This window comes from Sphingomonas sp. MMS24-J13 (assembly GCF_044905095.1).
In the GTDB taxonomy this organism is placed as follows: Bacteria; Pseudomonadota; Alphaproteobacteria; order Sphingomonadales; family Sphingomonadaceae; genus Sphingomonas_I.
In genome coordinates, this window is sequence record NZ_CP173258.1 from 4475566 (window position 1) to 4493828 (window position 18263).

The window sequence follows — 18263 nt, forward strand, 5'->3', positions numbered from 1 at the left end:
ATCGGGCAGACCGCCATGATCGACCGATCGCCATCAGCGACGGCCGCGCGGGCGATGGATGCGGGCGATTTCGATCTTGTCGATCCGCTCGATCAACGCGCGTCGTTTGCGGCGCCCGTTATGAAGCACGCGCAAGAGCATGATCACGTTCAGCGTGGCGACGATCGCGATGATTCCGGTCATCATCGATCTGCCGCCCTATGATCTCTTCCAACCGGTCGCGGCGTGGACCATCGCGCAATGCGGATCGCGCTGCACGCCGCGATCGGCGCATAACGGCAGCAATATTCCGGATGGATACTGAACACGACCGGCAAATACCCTGGCAAACCGCCTTTTCAGGCAACTTGGATTTATCGCTTCAGGGATTTGTTAGCTATCGGTGAGATGCCTCAAGATCATATGTTTGCCATATGACACTCGTGGACAGGCGGATTCGGGTCGAATCGAGATTCTGAATCTTGATCTCTTCTGTTCGTGCTCGTCCCTCGGAGGCGCCCGGCTGCGCGCCGATCGACCCTTTTTCGCACGGCGGCAGGTGGGGCGATTTCGAACCGGGCGGGGTGTTCGCACGGTGTCAGGATGGCTGCCAACCCACGATCCAGATAGGTTTCGACAATCGCCTTCCCCCGGCATTATGTAGCAGATGCACCAAAAACGATGCATAAGCATCACAATTGATGGCGCGCGTTCATAATGGTTAACAAATCATTAGCGAATCGCGGATTAACCGGTTTTTGCTAACACTATTTTAACCATACGTTGGGTAGCGCTTGATAGGAGGATCGGGCGATTGTGTATGCGGAGGTCATGATGCGACCGGGATCGATTGTCAGGATCGTGGAATCGTTCAATGCGAGCGGTAAGCCGCTTTATGGTCTAATCGTTTATGCCATCTATGCGGCGGCGACGGTTGCGGTTTGTTATCTGGGTGGAATGCAAGTTGGCGGTTTGGCATCACGCTTGATCCACTGAGGCAATCGTTTTTCGACTGCGCCGTCATTTAGAAAATGCGCAAACTTCCCGCTGTCGGTCATAGGTCTGTCGTGCTTCTTAGATAGCTTGCGATATGCATCCCCGCGACTAGTTCCACAGTTGTATCGTCAAGCCACTTGTCTGGATTTCCCGCGAATTTAGTTGTCAGCATATCGATTTTACCGAAGACATCAGCGTAGGCGATCGAGGCTTCCACAACGATTCCGGCCCACATTTTTGCTTCTGAATCAACCAAATAGCAATACGCCATGTCCTCCGTCGTTTGGGCAGTGATGTTGTGTTCATGCTCTGGCATTAGCGTTATCCACTCTCCAGAAGGACGGATAATCTTCAGCTGAATTTGGGCGGAAAGCGCCGGGGACTGACCGCTGTTGTGAACCACAGGCTGGAACTCCAATCCCTCTTTCATTTTGCGGACTGAAAGCGACTTGAGGGAGAGATAGGCTCTCGTTTGGGCTTCTCCGATGCGGCGTGTTTCGTGGATCGATCCCCATGCAAATCCGGCGGCTGCGATAGCTGCGCACATTGTGAGAAGGCCAGCGCCAGCGCCGATTGCTGCTATTTTCGTTTGCTGAAGGGCGTATGCGGCTTGAGCCTCTGAAGCGTCAGCGCTGCGTCTTGATTGTATGTAGTTGTTTCGATCGTGGGAGGCGTTTTCGCAAGCAACTCGCTTCGCTTGTCTGGCTTGATCAGTGAGGCGATTAATCTGGGCAGGCGAGCAATTTCGATCTTGGATCGTTGTCGTTTCGGAGGCTGTGTCGCCGGTTAGGCGCATCTCGCTTGGGTAAAGATGGGATGTCAGCCAGATGGAAGCGGAGATGGCGATCAGGCATCCGCAGATCGTTATTATAATGCGATGGTGTTTACGCATGGTCGTCATCGTCCGAGATTATCTTTATAGCGGCGATATTTAAGCCGCACCGATAGCGAATATGCTGCTTTAGAGCGTGAAGATAAATAGGTCACCATTTAATGAGGTGACAAATGAAAGATTCCCACGACCAGCGCAAAATCTGGACATACATCGGCAGAAACGGAGCAATTGGATATCTTGACGCTCGGTCTATTCCGAGAGACCAGACGGAACATCAAAACCGTGAGCAAGTTCGACTCCAAGATCAAAAAGCTTCTTCCGCGCTTGGTCCTTTGCCAGATTGGTCGGACCATCCACACTGATCGTCAATTTCCACTCGCCAATGGTGTTTGTTTGAACGGTGATGGAAACATCGCAACCGATCGTGGACGGTGTTATCTTATCACTTTACCGGTTGCCATATGGTCCTCCCTGAATTTGGATCAACATCGTAGCTTACTCACTTATCCCGGGGCCAGCGCGATCTAGCGATGGTGGCGCAGCAGATGATCGAATGGTCCCTGTTAGCTCACGCCGAAAGTTGCTCCACTAAGCCTTTGTTTTTAAGCTATATCCGATATATCCTGTGGACAACCTCGATCATTAATCGGGGTCAAGGCTTGTCATTGGATAAAAATGGTGTCTCACTCTCCGAAGGAGTGACAGCCTCTCCCAACGGACTCATGCTCTGGCAGCGGTAACGATTTCGCGGATTTTGCGAGATGGTTTTGCGCGGAGGTGGTGATGAGGCCGGGATCGATTGTCAGAATTGTGGAGTCGTTCAATCGGCGAGATAAGCCGGGGCATGCCTTGCTCGCACTGGCGATGATCCTGCTGACGCTTGTGGCGATTTGCTATTTGGCGGGGCCACAGGTGGGGGCTGCTTTGCGGCTCATCCCGTGACCGTTTTCGACCGGCTTCGATCTGGACATGATCGAATGCTTGCTCAATCCGATCGCATCGATTTTATCGGACGGAAGTGGCGGTTTCCGTAGGGTATTGACAGGCTTTACGCTGGAAATGTTCGGGGGTTGAACTGGAGGGGCGGCAATAACCCTTGCGTCTGTGTCAAATGTGTGTCTCACTCTCCGAAGGAGTTGATCCTAAGCTTAGCCTGACCGTCATGGTGGCCTGAGCGCGGTAACAATCTCGCGGCTAACGCGATTGATATTCTGCGCGGAGGTAGGTCCAATGAAGTGGTCGGAAGCCGGGGTTAAGATCGTCCAATCTTTTAACGACGCGGGAAGGCCGGGCTACGCCTTAATGGCATGGTTGGGGCTGCTTCTATTCATATTCCTTGGAACAATAGTTAGTGGGCTAATCATCAAGTTGGCCATGTGACGCGTCGGGCGAGGAGGCCTCATCGTCCCAAAGGACTTCAAAAAATACGACTTCCCTTCCATTTGGGCGCCTAAGATAAGCCTTTGTGATTTCCGGAACTCTAATGGCATGCGCGTAACTGCGCGCTGCCTTTATTAAATCTCGCGCTGGAACAATACTTGAATTCCGGAATTCCGGGGACACAGTACCAATTGCTGACTGCGACACGATGGTTGCGAGCGGCAGAATCTCGGTGCTTTTTAGCACGTGCCTCTTCCCGGTTGCGGTTGCCCCGAAAGGAGGCATCGCCGCCGCCCATGCTATACTGGGCGGGAAAGGAGGCGACACACAATTGCATCCGGAAAGCGATCCGAAATCGACTGTAATGCACTTGCATTACGTGGCACGGCTGCGCCGATTGGGGCGGGGCGTGCGCATGTCATTGGCAAGCGTGCATATTACTTCTGATCGTTCGCTGTTCGCGCGAATAACCGCCCTGTTTCACCGATTTAAATTCCCTGTTCCGGGCAACAGGGAAAACTCGGCGAATCGCCTTTATATTCAGTATGTTGTGGAGGAGAATCCGCCACGGCGATGCCGAGGAAAATGCCGGTTTTCCCTGTTATTTGCGCATAACAGGGAAAAACTACCAAAAATGACAGCGAAGGCCGGGCCCGGCTCAGTTGGTCGGCGGGCGCAGGCGATAGCTGAGCGCCTCGGCGATATGGACGCGGCCGATCTGCTCGGCGCCGGCCAGATCAGCGATCGTCCGCGCGACCCGCAGCACGCGGGTATAGCCGCGCGCCGACAGGCCCATCGCGGCGGCGGCCTGGGCGAGCAGGGTGCGGCCGGGCTCGTCGGGGGTGGCGACGGCGTCGAGCAAGGCGCCATCGGCCTCGGCATTGGTGCGCACGCCGTGATCGGCATAACGCCCGGTCTGGATCGCGCGGGCGGCGCCGACACGGGCGCGGACCTCGGTCGATCCCTCGGCGGGCGGGGGCAGGACGAGATCGGCGGCGCTCACCGCCGCCACCTCGACATGCAGATCGATGCGATCGAGCAGGGGCCCGGAGACCCGCGCCTGATAGTCGGCGGCGCAGCGCGGGGCGCGGCTGCACGCGCGTGCGGCGTCGCCGAGATAGCCGCATTTGCAGGGGTTCATCGCCGCGACGAGCTGGACGCGGGCCGGGAAGGTCACGTGACTGTTGGCGCGGGCGACCGAGACCTTGCCGGTCTCGAGCGGCTGGCGCAGCGCATCGAGCACCGATCGCTGGAACTCGGGCAGTTCGTCGAGGAACAGCACGCCGAGATGGGCAAGGCTGACCTCGCCCGGGCGCACCTTCAGCCCGCCGCCGACCAAGGCCGCCATCGAGGCCGAATGGTGCGGCGACCGGAAGGGGCGGGTGCGCGACAGCCGGCCGTCTTGGAGCAGCCCGGCGACGCTCGACACCATCGACACTTCGAGCGCCTCGCTTGGGGTAAGGTCCGGGAGAATCCCGGGCATGCACGCGGCCATCAGCGATTTGCCCGATCCCGGCGGCCCTGCCATCAGGAGGTTGTGGCCACCGGCCGCTGCGATCTCGAGCGCGCGCTTGGCGCTCTCCTGTCCTTTGACCTGCGAAAGATCGGGGCCGCCCGTGGCCGCCTCGGCCTCGCCGGGTGTGGGCTGAGCCAAAGGCCGCACGCCGCGGAAGTGATCGAGCAATGCCATCAGATCGGTGGCGGCGACCACCTCGATCGACCCCGCCCATGCGGCTTCGGGCCCCTGCGCGGCCGGGCAGACCAGCCCCTGTTCGTTGGTGCTGGCGTGGAGCGCTGCGAGCAGCACGCCCGGCACGGCCATGATCCGGCCGTCGAGCCCGAGCTCGCCGACCACGACATGCCCCGCCAGGGTCTCGGCATCGACCACGCCCATCGCGCCGAGCAGGCCGAGCGCGATCGGCAGATCGTAATGCGATCCCTCCTTGGGCAGATCGGCGGGCGACAGGTTGACCGTAATCCGCTTGGGCGGGAGCGCGAGGCCGATCGCGGCAAGCGCGCCGCGCACCCGCTCGCGGCTCTCGCCCACCGCCTTGTCGGGCAGGCCGACGACGAGGAAGGCGGGCAGGCCGGGCGTGACCTGGACCTGCACCTCGACCGCGCGCGCCTCGAGCCCCAGGAATGCGACAGTGGAAACCAGTGCGACCAAGTGCGTGCCCCTCACCCCGGAACCGTTGCTAGCGGCCGGACGCTATTCCTGCCAGCGCCTCGAACCATCCGTATCGAAAAGGGTCGGGAGGGGTCTTGTACATGTAACACACCGTACGCATCTGGAGTCCATGAGTATGCCGGCACCCCCCTCTTCGCCGTGGCGGATCCCGCTGATGTCGCTCGGCTGGCTGCTGATGGCGCTCGCGCCGGTGGTCGGCGTGCTGCCCGGGCCGGGGGGCATCTTCGTCTTCGCGGCCGGCGTGATCCTGCTGCTGCGCAATTCGGCCTGGGCCAAACGGCGCTATGTTGCCCTCAAACGGCGCTACCCCAAGCTCGGTCATGGGTGCGACAGGGTGATGCGCCGCGCGAGCGCGCTGCGCCGGCACGCGCTCCACAAGGCGCGTGCAGTCCAGCCCGATTGACTTTCGGGGCCGATTTGCCTAGAGGCGCACCCCTTACCGGCCGCCGCTCGTTCGGCGGCCTTTTGCATTTGATATCCGAGGACGATACCGATGAAGCGGACCTTTCAGCCGAGCAACCTCGTGCGCAAGCGCCGGCACGGCTTCCGCGCCCGCACCGCCACGGTCGGCGGCCGCAAGGTGCTTGCTGCCCGCCGCGCGCGCGGCCGCGCCAAGCTCTCTGCCTGAGCGACACCCCGCTCACGCTGCGGCAGCTCACCCGCCGCGCTGATTTCCTGGCTGCCAACAATGCGCGCCGGGTGCCGATGCCGGGATTCGTCCTGCTCGTGCGCCCGCGCGGCGATGGCGATTCGACCGTCGGCGTCGGCTTCACGGTCACCAAGAAGATCGGCAATGCGGTGATTCGCAACCGCATGAAGCGTCGCTTCCGCGAACTCGCGCGGGCGCATCTTCCCACCATCGGCATCGCGGGCGCGGATCATGTGCTGATCGGACGCGCCGGCGGGATCGAGCGCGATTATGCGGCGCTCGATTCGGAGCTGCGCAAGGCGCTCGCCAAGGCGGCACGATGATCGCGCGGCCGCTGATCCTGCTCGCCCGACTGTGGCAGATCGGCCCCTCGCGCGTCTTGCCGCCGACATGCCGTTATTCGCCCTCATGCTCGGCCTATGCGATCGAGGCCTGGTCGCGCTATGGGGCGCTCGCCGGCTCCTGGTTGGCACTCAAAAGATTATTGCGATGCCACCCCTGGGGCGGGTGCGGCATCGATCCGGTCCCCTGATCCCCAAGGTTAAGAACAAGACGTGCAAAACCAGCGCAACCTGATCCTGGCCATCGTGCTTTCGGTGCTCGTCTTCGTGGGCTGGACGCTGATTTCCGAGCGTTATTTCCCGCAGACGACCGAGGTGGTGAAGGGCAAGCCGGTGCCGGTGCCTGCCGCGCAGCCGTTGCCGAGCGCGCCTGCCATCGTGCGCGATCGTGCGGCGGTGCTGAAGGATTCGCCGCGCGTCACGATCGCCACGCCGCGCGTGGCCGGATCGATCAACCTGAAGGGCGCGCGGATCGACGATCTGGTGCTGCTCGATCATCGCGAGACGATCGCGAAGAATTCGCCGCCGGTGCGGTTGCTCTCGCCCAACGGCACCCCGGGCGCCTATTTCGCGACCTTCGGCTGGTCGGGCGACGGCGTGGCTTTGCCCGGTGCCGATACGGTCTGGACCGCCGACAGCACGCAGCTTTCGCCCGGCCATCCGGTGACCCTGCGCTGGAATAACGGTCAGGGTCAGGCGTTCGAGCTCATGATCGCGATCGACGCGAACTATCTGTTCACGGTGCGTCAGACGGTTGCCAATAGCGGTTCGGGCGCGGTCGCGCTCAAATCCTATGGGCTCATCAGTCGCCTCGGCGCATCGCCCGATATCTCGACCTGGACCTTGCATACCGGCCCGATCGGGGCCTTCGGCAAGGGCGCCAATTACGATGTCGGCTTCGACAATCTCGACGGCAAGGAGCCGGGATTCTTCGCCCGTGCGACCGGCACGTCGGCGCGGGCCGGGGTCAATGATTATAGCACCAGCAACGGCTGGCTCGGCTTCGGCGACAAATATTGGCTGACCGCTCTGGTGCCGCCGAGCGGGCAGCAGGTCGCCGCCCGCTTCGCCCCGGCGGGCGACAAGCGCTATCAGGCCGATTATGCCGGCCAGCCGGTCGTGGTCGCACCCGGCAAGGTGAGCGCGGTGACGAGCCGCTTCTTCGCCGGCGCCAAGGAAGTCTCGGTGCTCGATGCCTATGAGCGCGCGGGCATTCCTTACTTCGATCGCGCGATCGACTGGGGCTGGTTCGTCTGGTTCGAAAAGCCGATCTTCAGCCTGCTCGACTGGCTGTTCCACCATGTCGGCAATTTCGGCGTGGCGATCATCCTGCTGACCTGCGTCGTGCGCGCCTTGCTGTTCCCGGTCGCGCAGCGCCAGTTCGCCTCGATGGCCTCGATGCGCCGCGTCCAGCCCAAGATGAAGGCGCTGCAGGAGCGCCACAAGGACGACAAGCCGACGCTCCAGCAGGAGATGATGAAGCTGTATCAGGCGGAGAAGGTGAACCCGCTGGCGGGCTGTCTGCCGATCTTCATCCAGATGCCGATCTTCATCGCGCTCTACAAGGTGCTGATGCTGTCGATCGAGATGCGCCATCAGCCGTTCGTGCTGTGGATCCGCGATCTGTCCGCACCCGATCCGCTGACCCCGCTCAACCTGTTCGGCTATCTGCCGTTCGATCCGCCTTCATTCCTGCATATCGGCGTGCTCGCCATCTGCCTCGGCATCACGATGTGGCTGCAGATGAAGATGAGCCCACCCGCGGCCGATCCGGCGCAGCAGCAGGTGATGATGTTCATGCCGTGGATGATGATGCTGTTCTTCGCCCCGCTCGCCGCCGGCTTGCAGGTCTATTACGTCATGAACAACCTGCTGAGCCTCGCGCAGCAGCAGTTCCTCTACCGGCGCACGCCGGGGATGCGGGATCCGGTACCAAAGACATGATCGATCGCGACAGCCACCAGGACGACGAAGGCGCAGCCGAGCTGATCGAGGCGGCGCGCAAGCTGTTCTCGGGGCCGATCGGCTTCCTGAAGTCTGCGCCGAGCCTGGATTTCCTGCCGCCGGCCGACATCCCGGAGATCGCCTTTGCCGGCCGGTCGAACGTCGGCAAATCGTCGCTGCTCAATGCACTGTGCAATCGCAACTCGCTCGCGCGGACATCGAATACGCCCGGCCGTACTCAGGAGCTGAATTTCTTCGAGGTCGGCGATCCCGCGACGATACGGCTGGTCGACATGCCCGGTTACGGCTTTGCCGAGGCGCCCAAGGATATCGTCCGCAAGTGGCGTTTCCTGGTGAACGATTATCTGCGCGGCCGCGCGACACTCAAGCGCGCGCTTGTGCTCATTGACAGCCGCCACGGGCCCAAACCGGTCGATGGCGAGGTCATGGAGATGCTCGACAAGGCGGCCGTCTCGTACCGCATCGTCCTGACCAAGGCCGACAAGATCAAGGCGAGCGAGCTGGAAAAGGTCAAGGCCGTCACCGCGGCGGAAGCGCGCAAGCACCCGGCCGCGCATCCCGACATCATCACCACGTCGAGCGAGAAGGGAATGGGAATCCCCGAATTGAGAGCCGCGATCCTCGAGGCGGCGACGATCTAACCCGTCGCCCCTGTGAAAGCAGGGGCGCATGTCTCTCGTATGTGAGGCCACCGCGGATAGCGCGATAGGCCTCTGCCTTCGCAGAGGCGACGGGTCATGCCCGCGCCGTCACCTCCGCCGCGGCACGCGACTGCAGGGGCACCCAGCCATGACGCCTCTGCCGCTCGGCGATCACCTCCAGCACCACAGCGGCGGCCCGTTCGCTGGAGAGGCCGTCATCGGCGCCCATCATACGCTCGACATAAGCGCGCTGGATCGGGGCGTAACGCTCGATCGCGGCGGGCGCAGCCGCCAGTGCGCCATCCAGATCGGCGATGTCGCCGATCACGTCGCCCATCGTCCAATGGCTGAAGCGCGGATCGGTGCGCCAGTCGACATGGTCGGGGTTGAGGAAGATGGCAGGGCGGGGGTGCTCGGCGAACTCGACCACCTGGCTCGAACCGTCGCCCAGATAGATGTCCGCGCCGTTGATATAGCTCTGGTCGATCAGCCGGAACGATCCCGAATCGATATGGATGTTGGGGGAGCGCAGATAAGGGCGAATCGTGGACGCGAATTCGGGATCCACTTCGGGCAGGCGAATATGCGGGGCCAGGATGAGGTTATGCGTTTTCGATCGCGCAAAATGATCGAGCACCTGCTCGCCCATCGCCCACCAGCTTGATTTGCCCTGAAGCCAATGGGGCACATAGACCACCGTCGGGCGTTTTTCCTTGAACGGCGGCAGGGTGCCGGTGCCCGAGATCTCGCGAATGAAATCGCGCTTGATATAACCGACCAGTTCGATCGGGGCGTCCGCATGCCCGCTGTCCCGCACGCGTTGCGCCATGCCCGCACCCGGCATCAGGATACGCGTCGCGAAGCGATTGCGTACCGTGCCGAAATTGGCGTGCGGCGCCGCGCCATGTTCGTTGTAGATGAAATTCGCCCCCAGCCGGCGCGCTACGCGCGGCAGCCAAAGGCTGGTCCGCTCCGCCACCACGGCCACGTCATGGCGCAGGATCGCGGGCGCGTTGAGCGCGAGCACGAGCAATTTGGGTGGCAGATCGGGCATGTCGCGGCAGCCGGCAGGGAAATGACGGAAGCCCAGCGCGCGGCGGATCCGCACCTTTTCCGTAAGCCCGAGCCGCTCGACCGCGTCGCGGATGATCTCTTCATGAATCGTCGTGATCACGAACAAGGTGATGCGCGGCGAATCGGGCGTTCGCGCCAGTGCGGTCGCGATCGGCAGCAGGTGAGGGATCAGGAATAGTTCACCGAAAAACAGGAAGGCTGCCGATCCAGATGCTTGTGCACCTTGCGATCGCCACAGCCCGAAGCTGGCTTCGCCCATAAGATCCTTCTTCCCCGGAAGAGTTAGGCACGCTTTCTACCATGATTGTGGCAGGCGCGCCACATGGTTCACTCCGGGTTCGCTCGGGTTGTCCTGCCCCGCGTCGCCGACTATCGGAAGCGCCATGCTCAAGCTCTTCATCGGCAACAAGGCTTATTCCTCCTGGTCGATGCGCGGCTGGCTTGCCGTCAAGCAATCGGGCCTGCCGTTCGAGGAGGCGGTCGTGCCGCTTTACGACGAGGAATGGGACAGGCGGCGGGAGGGTGCGGAGTTCGCGCCGTCGTCGGGCAAGGTGCCGATCCTGTGGGATGGCGAGGCGGTCGTGTGGGACAGCCTGGCGATCATCGATTATCTCGCCGACAAGGTCGGCCGCGCGCCATTCTGGCCCGAGGACGAGGCTGCGCGCGCGATGGCCCGATCGATGGCAGCCGAGATGCATTCGAGCTTCGTGGCGCTCCGCCGCGAGTACAGCATGAATATCCGCCGGCAGTTCCCGCCCCAGCCGATCAGCGAGGCCGCTACGGCCGACATCCAGCGGATCGTCACTTTGTGGGCGCAGGCCCGCGCGCGCTGGGGCACGGGGGGCGATTTCCTGTTCGGGCAATGGTCGGCGGCCGACATCATGTTTGCGCCGGTGGTGACGCGCTTCTTTACCTACTCGATCCCGATTCCGCGTTTCGCTGCCACTTATGGTTCGGCCGTGCTCAAGCATCCGTTCGTGCGCGAATGGATCGAGGCCGCGCAGGACGAGCCCTGGGTCATCGAGAAATTCGAGCAGCCCGTTGCAGGGTGACCTGAAAATCCTTTCCGGAACGGGGAGGAATTTGTCTTGATCGATCCTGTCGACCTCACCCGGCGCCTCATCACGTGCCCCAGCGTCACGCCGGCTGACGCCGGAGCGCAGGACGTGCTCGCCGAAGCGCTCGAAAGCATCGGGTTTACCGTCTACCGCTTTCTCGACGGCGAGGCGCCCGATGGGCCCGTCCACAATCTTTACGCCACGCGGGGCGCCGGCGCGCCGTTCTTTGCCTTTGCCGGACACACCGATGTCGTGCCCCCGGGCGATGGCTGGAGCGGTGGCGCCTTCACGCCCGAGATACGCGGCGATCTGCTCTACGGGCGCGGCGCGGTCGACATGAAGGGCGGGATCGCCGCCTTCGTGGCGGCGGCCGCCCGGATACCTGAGCATACCGGCACGATCGCGCTGATCATCACCGGCGATGAGGAGGGCCCTGCCACGCACGGCACCGTCGCGCTGATCGAATGGATGAAGGGGCAGGACCTCCAGCCCGACCTCATCCTGGTCGGCGAGCCGACTTCGTCGGCGCGGCTGGGCGATACGATCAAGATCGGCCGGCGCGGATCGGTCAATATGTGGATCGAGGTGCCCGGCACGCAGGGCCATGTCGCTTATCCACATCTGGCGGACAATCCGATTCGCCCGCTCGCGCGGATGCTCGATCGGCTCTGCGCGCTGACGCTGGATGAGGGGACCGACTGGTTCCAGCCTTCCAATCTGGAGGTGACCGACATCGATGTCGGCAACGGCGCCACCAATATCATTCCCGGCCGCGCCGGCGCACGGCTCAATATACGCTTCAACGATCTCCAGCGGGGCGAGGCGCTGGTCGAGCGCGTGCGCGGGATCGTAGCCGACGAGTCGCCCAGGGCGACGGTACGGGCAACGATATCGGGCGAGGCATTCCTGACGCCGCCGGGCGACTTTTCGACCTTGGTCTCGGATGCGATCGCCGCGGTCACCGGCGTCACACCCGAACTCTCCACCAGCGGCGGCACGTCCGATGCCCGCTTTCTCTCGAAGCTGGCGCCCACAGTGGAGTTCGGGTTGCTCAACGCGACGATGCACAAGCTTGATGAGGCGGTCGCGCTGGCCGATCTCCACGCGCTGACAGATATCTACGCCGCGATCATCCGTCGCGTTTGCGCCTGAAGATGAGATAGAGCGCGCCGGCGCCACCATGGCGCGGGTGGGCATTGCGGACGGCGGCGATGCGGCTCGAATGCCCCGAGTGCGCGATCCAGTTGCCGATATTGGCGCGAATCAGCCCGCGTTTTCGATCGTCCGGTCGTGGCTTGCCGGTGACGACCAGCAGTACCCGGACCTCGTCCGCGACTGCGCGCGCGAGTGCATGATCGAGGGCGTCGTGTGCGGTGGCGAGTGTATGCCCGTGTAGATCGATCGTGCGGTCGGGCAAAACCATGCCGCGTCGCAGCCGGCGATCCCAGCCTCCGTCGAGCGTGTCGGCGGGCGGGGCGGCCGCCTTCACTTTTTTGACGTCACCCCAACGAAGGGCGGGGTCTCGCACGATCGGAGCGCTCTCTTGCTTCAAGAGAACCGAACCTTCGGCGGGAAGACGATCGAGGGGTGAAACAGCTTCGCGTCCGGCCAACGGTGTCACCGTCGCCGCGACGCGCGCCCAGAGCGCGCGCTCCTCAGCGGTGAGACGGTTGCGAGACATTGGCGGGCGACGAAGCAATCGCTGGGGCCGGCGGCGATGCCGGTGTAGCGGTGAGCCCTGCCTTGGGCGCAGCAAGTCGCGCCATCGTCCCGCGCGGTACGAGAATCAGTGCCTGACCGCGCGCCGACATGCCGCCCGCCGTAATCCGTGCCAGCACGCCGGCGCCCCAGAATGTATCGAAGCGGTTGGGTCCGCGGATCGCACCCCCGGAATCCTGTGCGACCCATAGGCCGGTCACCTCGGGCCGATCGGCCGAGATCCAGACTGGCGCGCCGAGCGGGGTGAAATTGGGATCGGCCGCGATGCTTACATGTCCCACCACCGGAACCCCGAGCGCGCCGATCGGGCCCGGGCCAGTCAGTTCGCGGAAGAAGACATAGCTCTTGTTCTGCTGCATCACGCCCGCTGCCTGATCGGGATGATCGCGCAGCCACTGCATGATGCCCTGCATCGATGTCGCATAGCCGGTCGTGCCGCCGATCATCCCCTGATCGCGCATCCACTTGCCGATGCCGACATAGTCCCGCCCGTTCTGGCCGTCATAGCCGATCCGCATGATCGTGCCGTCGGACAGGCGCAGCCGGCCCGATCCCTGGATCTCGAGGAAGAACAATTCGACCGGATCCTGCGCCCAGGCGATTTCGAGATCCTGGTTGGCGAGCGCGCCATTATCGATCTCGGCACGCTCGTAATAGGGTACGAGTTGCCCGTTCTGCATCCGCCCGCGCTGCTTCTTGCCGGTCGCGGTACGGCCTGCAGCAATGCCTGGATCGATCTCGACCAGATCGGGCGGGCGGCGATAGACCGGGGTGTCATAGCCCGGATCATGGGTGCGCGATCCCTGGATCTCGGGCTCGTAATAGCCGGTATCGTAGGTCGCGCCCGATCCCACGATCGCGGTTTCGAACTGCTGCTGGAAGAACAGCACGGGGTCGCTGTCGGAGGCCGCCGCCGCGGTGCAGGCGGGTAGCCAGTCGGACGGCCGCGTGAGCTTGCTTGCGTCGTTGCGGCGCGTCAGCACGCGGCACGAGCTCAGGAAGGCGCTACGCGCGGCGCTCGCGGTATCGGTCGACAAATCGAGCGACGATACCGGCGGCCCGTTTGAGACGCCGAGATCGACGGCATTCTTCGGAGGCGGAGGCGCCGGCGGCTGCGGCTTGGGCTGCGGCCTCGGTGCGGGGGACGCGCGATGTGGCGGCGGTCGATGGCTGACGGGGGCCCGCTTCGGCGGACCGACGCAGGCGGCGACGGCCAGGGTCAACGCCAGCGCAAGCCCGGCGCGGAACGGCCCCCGCATAAACTCGCTCAGGCCGCTTCGTCGGTCTCGGTCAACACCCAGTTCGGATCGCGCGACTTGAGCACACGGCTGAAGGTCCACACGTCATGGGTCGGCACCGCGTCGCTCAGCGAGCCGGCGACGACATTGCCGTCGCGATCGCGCGTCACCGCAGCGACGTCGGCCTCGAAGCGGATGCGAATATGCGCATTCTGCCCCTCGACGCTGGCATCCTCGATCTGCGCCTGCTCGATCGAGACGAGCCGGTTGTCGAGCTTTTCGCCCGCCGCCTCGCGATCGGCGATCGCTTGCCGGAACGCGCCGGCAACCTCGGGATCGACCATTTCGTTGAGCGCTTCCATGTCGCCACGCCAGAAAGCCTCGAGAATCATGCCATAAGCCTGCTTGGCGCCGTCGATGAAGCGTCCCGTGTCGAATTGCGGCTCGGCGGCGGCGATCGCGCGCAACCCGATGGCAGCACCGGGCGAGGTCGCGCTCTCTTGCGCGATCAGCAACTGGGGGTCGGTCTGGGGGGCGGTGTGCGGCACGGTGCGTGGCGCCAGCACCGCATCGGGCTTGGCGATCGGCTGTTCATGGCCCGTGCGCCGTCCGAGCACGCTCCACAGCCGGAGCGCGACAAAGACGAACACCATGGCGAGTATGATCAGCGTAGTCACCCTGCCTCCAGAAAACTTGGCATCCTTACATATAGGGCGCCGGGCCCTTTCTGCAAACACGCAAGCCCAAACACTATACGATGGCGCATGGCTCCTGGTTCCACCCCGGACAACCTTGTGTTGATCGGCTTGCGGATTGCTCCGCCGTCCTGCCAATGCTAGCGGGCTGGCGGTCCGGGCCGACGCCACGGCCTTTCCAAGACATTCAGGATAAGCAGAATCATGGCCGAGAACGAGTATGATCTTAACCCGGTGGCCAATGGCGCCGACACCGCGCCGCAGATCGGCCTGATCGCGCAATATGTGAAGGATCTGTCGTTCGAGAACCCGAACGCGCCGGGTATTTATCAGGCGCAGATCCAGCCCCAGTTCGACGTCCAGATGAATGTCGGCGCGACGCCGGTGGCGGAGGACGTCCACGAAGTCGCGATGAAGGTTGAGGTTCGCGCGATCGGCGAAAACGATGTGACCGCCTTCGCCGTCGAGCTGCTTTATGCCGGGCTGTTCGGCGTGCGCAACGTGCCGGACGATCAGCTTCACCCGTTTCTCTATGCCGAGGCCCCGCGCCTGCTTTTCCCCTTCGCCCGGCGGATCATCGCCGAGGTCGTGCGCGACGGCAATTTCCCGCCGATGCTGCTCGATCCGATCGATTTCGGCGCGATGTACCTGCAGCAGGTGCAGCAGGCGAACGGCCTGGCGACGAGCGAGCCCGCCGGCCAGGCGTGATGTTGGTCCGGCGGCAGCCCTGACCGCATGAGCCTGCTCCGCAATACCTTCACGATCGGCGGCCTGACTCTGGTAAGCCGAGTCGCCGGTTTCGTGCGTGATATGCTGATGGCGAATTTCGTTGGCGCAGGTCTCGCCAACGACGCCTTCCTGATCGCCTGGCGGCTGCCCAATCTGTTCCGCGCGCTTTTTTCGGAGGGCGCGTTCGCCTCTGCATTCGTGCCGATGTTCAATCGCGAGATCGCGCGCGAAGATGGGGGGCTGCCGGCGGCGCTCGTCTTCGCCGAACAGGTGCTTGCGATCCTGTTCCCGTTCCTGGTCGTCTTCACGATCGTGATGATGGTCGCGACCGCGCCGATCGTGTGGGCGATGACCGGCGGGTTTCCCGATGGCGGGCCGGACAAGTTCGCGCTGACGGTTGCGCTGACCCGGATCACATTCCCCTATCTGGCGCTGATCAGCCTGGTATCGCTGCTCGGCGGCATCCTCAATTCGATCGATCGCTTCTGGGTCAATGCGGCCGCGCCGATCCTGCTCAACATCTGCATGATCATCGGGCTCGTCTTCTTCCGCGGCCATACGCCGATCGAAACCGCTTATACGCAAGCGATATCGGTGACGGTGTCGGGCGTGGCGCAACTCGCCTGGCTGGCTTGGTCGTGCGCGCGCGCCGGCACGAGCCTCAGGTTCCGCCGGCCGCGCCTCAATCCGCAGGTGCGTGAGCTGTTGTGGATGATCTGGCCGGCCGCGCTCGGCGCAGGTGCGGTCCAGTTCAACCAGCTCATCTCGACCAGCCTGGCGGCGCGCTTCCTGCCGCAAGGGTCGGTCTCCTATCTTTATTATGCCGATCGGCTGAACCAGCTGCCGCTGGGACTGATCGGAATCGGGGTGGGCACGGCGATGTTGCCCAGCCTGTCGCGCCAGATCGGCTCCGGTAATGTGTCGGCCGCCAATACCACCCAGAATCGCGCGATCGAGCTGGTCTTGGTACTGACCCTGCCCGCTACCGTCGCGTTGATGCTGGCGGCGACCCCGATCATCCGCGCATTGCTCCAGCATGGTGTGTTCGGGCCCGCCGATACGATCGCCAGCGCGCAAGCGCTCGCGGCCTACTCGATCGGGCTGCCGGCCTATGTCCTGATCAAGGTGCTCGTGCCCGGTTTCTACGCCCGGCAGGACATGAAGACACCGGTGCGGATCGCTTTGGTGGCGATGCTCGCCAACCTGGCGATGAATCTGGTGCTGATCTGGCCGTTGCGCCACGTCGGGCTGGCGCTGTCGACCGCGTTGTCGGCGTGGGTAAATGCGGGACTGCTCTACTGGACCCTGCACAAGCGCGGTCATTTCGCGAGCGACGAGCGCCTGCGCCACAGCACGCTCAAGCTGACCACCGCGACGGTGGCGATGGGCATATTGCTCGCCTTCGCCAGCCCGCTCGTCGATTCGCATATGGGCCGCGGCCTGTTCGAGCGCGGCCTGTGGTTGGGCGGGCTGATGGCGGCGGGAATGATCGTCTATTTCGGCGGCGCCATCGCGCTCGGCGCGTTCCGCCCGGCGGAGATCAAGGCGCAGTTAAGCCGGCGGCGGTAGGGGCGACTTGCCCCGGCCAGGACGGGGGCAGCGTCTACCGCCAGCGCAGATTTTCCCGGGTCAGATCGCTGACCTTGCGCGCGCCCATCAGCTTCATGCCGCGTTCGATCTCGTCGCGCAGCTTGCCGACGATGCGATCGACCCCGGGCTCGCCCGCGGCGGCAAGCGCGTAGAGATAGAGCCGGCCGCCCGACACCGCCTTGGCCCCGACCGAGAGCGCCTTGAGGACATGGCTGCCGCGCCGCACCCCACCGTCGAGGATCACGTCGATCTTGTCGCCGACCGCATCGACGATCTCGGCGAGCTGATCGAATGGCGCGCGGCTGCCGTCGAGTTGCCGGCCGCCATGATTCGAGACCATGATCGCGGTGGCCCCGATATCGACCGCGCGGCGCGCATCGGCGACCGACATGATGCCCTTCAGACAGAATTCCCCGCCCCAATCGGCGCGGATCTGCTCGGCCATTTTCCAGTCCATCGACTGATCGAGCATCTTGTTGAAATAGTCGGCGATCGACAGCGCGACGTTGGTGCCCTCGGCGACATGGCCGCTGAGGTTGGGCAGGTTGAACGGCTCGCGGAACAGATAATCGAGCGTCCACTTCGGATGCGCGGCAAAGCTTACTGCCGATCGCGGGGTAAGCTTGGGCGGAGAGGTGAAGCCGGTGCGCAGGCAGCGCTCGCGATTGCCCGAGACGATCGTATCGACCGTCAGCGCGATCGCATCGAACTTCGCCGCCTTGCACATGTCGATCAGCGCGCGGTTCAGCCCTTTGTCCTTATGGATGTAGAGCTGGAACATCTTGGGCGTGTTGATGGTGCGTCCGATCTCCTCGACGCTGACCGTGCCGAGACTGGAAATGCCGAAGAAGGTTCCAAACCTCTCCGCCACGCGCGCCACAGCGCGCTCGCCCTGCCAGTGGAACAGTCGCTGCAGCGCGGTCGGCGACAGGAACAAGGGCATCGCCAGTTCGCGGCCCATGACCGTGGTGCGCATGTCGATGGACTCGACGCCGGCGAGTACGTTGGGGACGAGATCGCAATCCGCGAAGGCATCGGTGTTGCGGCGTTTGGTCGCCTCGTCGTCGGCCGCGCCGTCGATATAATGGAATACCGGGTAAGGTAGCCGCTTCTGGGCGAGCCGGCGGAAATCCTCGACATTGTGGCAATCGGTCAGGCGCATGGCTGTTTGTTAGCGACGACCGAC

At 63.4% G+C, this 18263-nt stretch carries 18 protein-coding genes; 10 read left to right on the forward strand and 8 right to left on the reverse strand.

What is annotated here, in order from left to right:
* Window positions 1-33: 33 nt before the first annotated feature.
* The 3 genes from AB4Z44_RS20945 to AB4Z44_RS20955 form a co-directional block, all read right to left on the reverse strand.
* Entirely contained in the window at window positions 34-186 is a 153-nt protein-coding gene (locus tag AB4Z44_RS20945; protein WP_404711582.1) for a hypothetical protein, read from the reverse strand.
* A gap of 847 nt (window positions 187-1033) precedes the next feature.
* Window positions 1034-1876 (reverse strand): hypothetical protein, encoded by an 843-nt coding sequence (locus AB4Z44_RS20950; RefSeq protein WP_404711583.1) that lies wholly within the window; start codon window positions 1874-1876, stop codon window positions 1034-1036.
* Window positions 1877-3848: 1972 nt separating this feature from the next.
* Window positions 3849-5357, reverse strand: coding sequence for a YifB family Mg chelatase-like AAA ATPase (locus AB4Z44_RS20955; RefSeq protein ID WP_404711584.1), 1509 nt, complete (start codon window positions 5355-5357; stop codon window positions 3849-3851).
* 136 nt (window positions 5358-5493) lie between these two features.
* Between AB4Z44_RS20955 and AB4Z44_RS20960 the strand changes: the two genes are divergently transcribed.
* The 6 genes from AB4Z44_RS20960 to yihA all read left to right on the forward strand — a co-directional run bounded on the left by AB4Z44_RS20960 (window position 5494) and on the right by yihA (window position 8974).
* A complete protein-coding gene (locus AB4Z44_RS20960; protein WP_404711585.1) occupies window positions 5494-5781 on the forward strand; it encodes a hypothetical protein in 288 nt (95 codons plus the stop codon).
* Between the two features lie 90 nt (window positions 5782-5871).
* Window positions 5872-6006 carry a 50S ribosomal protein L34 gene (gene rpmH, locus AB4Z44_RS20965; RefSeq protein ID WP_404711586.1) on the forward strand — a complete coding sequence of 45 codons (135 nt, stop codon included), beginning with the start codon at window positions 5872-5874 and terminating at the stop codon, window positions 6004-6006.
* Window positions 6007-6083: 77 nt separating this feature from the next.
* Window positions 6084-6350 carry a ribonuclease P protein component gene (gene rnpA, locus AB4Z44_RS20970; protein WP_404711587.1) on the forward strand — a complete coding sequence of 89 codons (267 nt, stop codon included), beginning with the start codon at window positions 6084-6086 and terminating at the stop codon, window positions 6348-6350.
* Window positions 6347-6559 carry a membrane protein insertion efficiency factor YidD gene (yidD, locus tag AB4Z44_RS20975; protein ID WP_404711588.1) on the forward strand — a complete coding sequence of 71 codons (213 nt, stop codon included), beginning with the start codon at window positions 6347-6349 and terminating at the stop codon, window positions 6557-6559. Before rnpA ends, yidD begins: the two co-directional genes overlap by 4 nt.
* A gap of 22 nt (window positions 6560-6581) precedes the next feature.
* Window positions 6582-8312: a membrane protein insertase YidC gene (gene yidC, locus AB4Z44_RS20980; RefSeq protein WP_404711589.1), complete on the forward strand. Its 1731-nt coding sequence runs from the start codon at window positions 6582-6584 to the stop codon at window positions 8310-8312.
* A complete protein-coding gene (gene yihA / locus AB4Z44_RS20985; protein WP_404711590.1) occupies window positions 8309-8974 on the forward strand; it encodes a ribosome biogenesis GTP-binding protein YihA/YsxC in 666 nt (221 codons plus the stop codon). Before yidC ends, yihA begins: the two co-directional genes overlap by 4 nt.
* Before the next feature lie 94 nt (window positions 8975-9068).
* On the opposite strand, the gene AB4Z44_RS20990 is transcribed toward yihA, so the two are convergent.
* On the reverse strand, window positions 9069-10307 hold the full coding sequence (locus AB4Z44_RS20990) for a hypothetical protein (RefSeq protein ID WP_404711591.1): 1239 nt from the start codon (window positions 10305-10307) through the stop codon (window positions 9069-9071).
* Between the two features lie 124 nt (window positions 10308-10431).
* On the opposite strand from AB4Z44_RS20990, the gene AB4Z44_RS20995 reads away from it, so the two are divergent.
* Both AB4Z44_RS20995 and dapE read left to right on the forward strand, forming a co-directional pair.
* On the forward strand, window positions 10432-11100 hold the full coding sequence (locus tag AB4Z44_RS20995; RefSeq protein ID WP_404711592.1) for a glutathione S-transferase family protein: 669 nt from the start codon (window positions 10432-10434) through the stop codon (window positions 11098-11100).
* A 36-nt stretch (window positions 11101-11136) separates the two neighbouring features.
* Window positions 11137-12258 (forward strand): succinyl-diaminopimelate desuccinylase, encoded by a 1122-nt coding sequence (dapE, locus tag AB4Z44_RS21000; RefSeq protein ID WP_404711593.1) that lies wholly within the window; start codon window positions 11137-11139, stop codon window positions 12256-12258.
* Here the strand turns inward: dapE and AB4Z44_RS21005 are convergent.
* From AB4Z44_RS21005 to AB4Z44_RS21015, 3 genes are read right to left on the reverse strand one after another with little or no spacing between them, the layout of a single operon-like run.
* Window positions 12236-12727 carry a Smr/MutS family protein gene (locus AB4Z44_RS21005; protein WP_404711594.1) on the reverse strand — a complete coding sequence of 164 codons (492 nt, stop codon included), beginning with the start codon at window positions 12725-12727 and terminating at the stop codon, window positions 12236-12238. The genes dapE and AB4Z44_RS21005 overlap by 23 nt on opposite strands.
* A gap of 34 nt (window positions 12728-12761) precedes the next feature.
* Complete coding sequence (locus AB4Z44_RS21010; protein WP_404711595.1) at window positions 12762-14084, reverse strand: murein transglycosylase A; 1323 nt, start codon at window positions 14082-14084, stop codon at window positions 12762-12764.
* An 8-nt stretch (window positions 14085-14092) separates the two neighbouring features.
* Window positions 14093-14740: a Tim44/TimA family putative adaptor protein gene (locus AB4Z44_RS21015; protein WP_404711596.1), complete on the reverse strand. Its 648-nt coding sequence runs from the start codon at window positions 14738-14740 to the stop codon at window positions 14093-14095.
* 222 nt (window positions 14741-14962) lie between these two features.
* Between AB4Z44_RS21015 and secB the strand changes: the two genes are divergently transcribed.
* Window positions 14963-15466: a protein-export chaperone SecB gene (gene secB, locus AB4Z44_RS21020; protein ID WP_404711597.1), complete on the forward strand. Its 504-nt coding sequence runs from the start codon at window positions 14963-14965 to the stop codon at window positions 15464-15466.
* Window positions 15467-15493: 27 nt separating this feature from the next.
* Window positions 15494-17056 carry a murein biosynthesis integral membrane protein MurJ gene (gene murJ, locus AB4Z44_RS21025; RefSeq protein ID WP_404711598.1) on the forward strand — a complete coding sequence of 521 codons (1563 nt, stop codon included), beginning with the start codon at window positions 15494-15496 and terminating at the stop codon, window positions 17054-17056.
* Between the two features lie 34 nt (window positions 17057-17090).
* Here murJ and AB4Z44_RS21030 read toward each other — a convergent pair whose 3' ends face one another.
* Entirely contained in the window at window positions 17091-18239 is a 1149-nt protein-coding gene (locus AB4Z44_RS21030; RefSeq protein ID WP_404711599.1) for an alpha-hydroxy acid oxidase, read from the reverse strand.
* Window positions 18240-18263: the final 24 nt, after the last annotated feature.

What these genes read in the sequence shown, in the direction of transcription:
- AB4Z44_RS21030 (WP_404711599.1), bottom strand. Translation starts at nt 18,239, where the DNA reads ATGCGCCTGACCGATTGCCACAATGTCGAGGATTTCCGCCGGCTCGCC.
- AB4Z44_RS20960 (WP_404711585.1), top strand. Translation starts at nt 5,494, where the DNA reads ATGCCGGCACCCCCCTCTTCGCCGTGGCGGATCCCGCTGATGTCGCTC.
- rpmH (WP_404711586.1), top strand. Translation starts at nt 5,872, where the DNA reads ATGAAGCGGACCTTTCAGCCGAGCAACCTCGTGCGCAAGCGCCGGCAC.
- rnpA (WP_404711587.1), top strand. Translation starts at nt 6,084, where the DNA reads ATGCCGGGATTCGTCCTGCTCGTGCGCCCGCGCGGCGATGGCGATTCG.
- yihA (WP_404711590.1), top strand. Translation starts at nt 8,309, where the DNA reads ATGATCGATCGCGACAGCCACCAGGACGACGAAGGCGCAGCCGAGCTG.
- secB (WP_404711597.1), top strand. Translation starts at nt 14,963, where the DNA reads ATGGCCGAGAACGAGTATGATCTTAACCCGGTGGCCAATGGCGCCGAC.
- AB4Z44_RS20995 (WP_404711592.1), top strand. Translation starts at nt 10,432, where the DNA reads ATGCTCAAGCTCTTCATCGGCAACAAGGCTTATTCCTCCTGGTCGATG.
- AB4Z44_RS20945 (WP_404711582.1), bottom strand. Translation starts at nt 186, where the DNA reads ATGATGACCGGAATCATCGCGATCGTCGCCACGCTGAACGTGATCATG.
- murJ (WP_404711598.1), top strand. Translation starts at nt 15,494, where the DNA reads ATGAGCCTGCTCCGCAATACCTTCACGATCGGCGGCCTGACTCTGGTA.
- AB4Z44_RS21010 (WP_404711595.1), bottom strand. Translation starts at nt 14,084, where the DNA reads ATGCGGGGGCCGTTCCGCGCCGGGCTTGCGCTGGCGTTGACCCTGGCC.
- AB4Z44_RS20950 (WP_404711583.1), bottom strand. Translation starts at nt 1,876, where the DNA reads ATGACGACCATGCGTAAACACCATCGCATTATAATAACGATCTGCGGA.
- yidD (WP_404711588.1), top strand. Translation starts at nt 6,347, where the DNA reads ATGATCGCGCGGCCGCTGATCCTGCTCGCCCGACTGTGGCAGATCGGC.
- AB4Z44_RS20990 (WP_404711591.1), bottom strand. Translation starts at nt 10,307, where the DNA reads ATGGGCGAAGCCAGCTTCGGGCTGTGGCGATCGCAAGGTGCACAAGCA.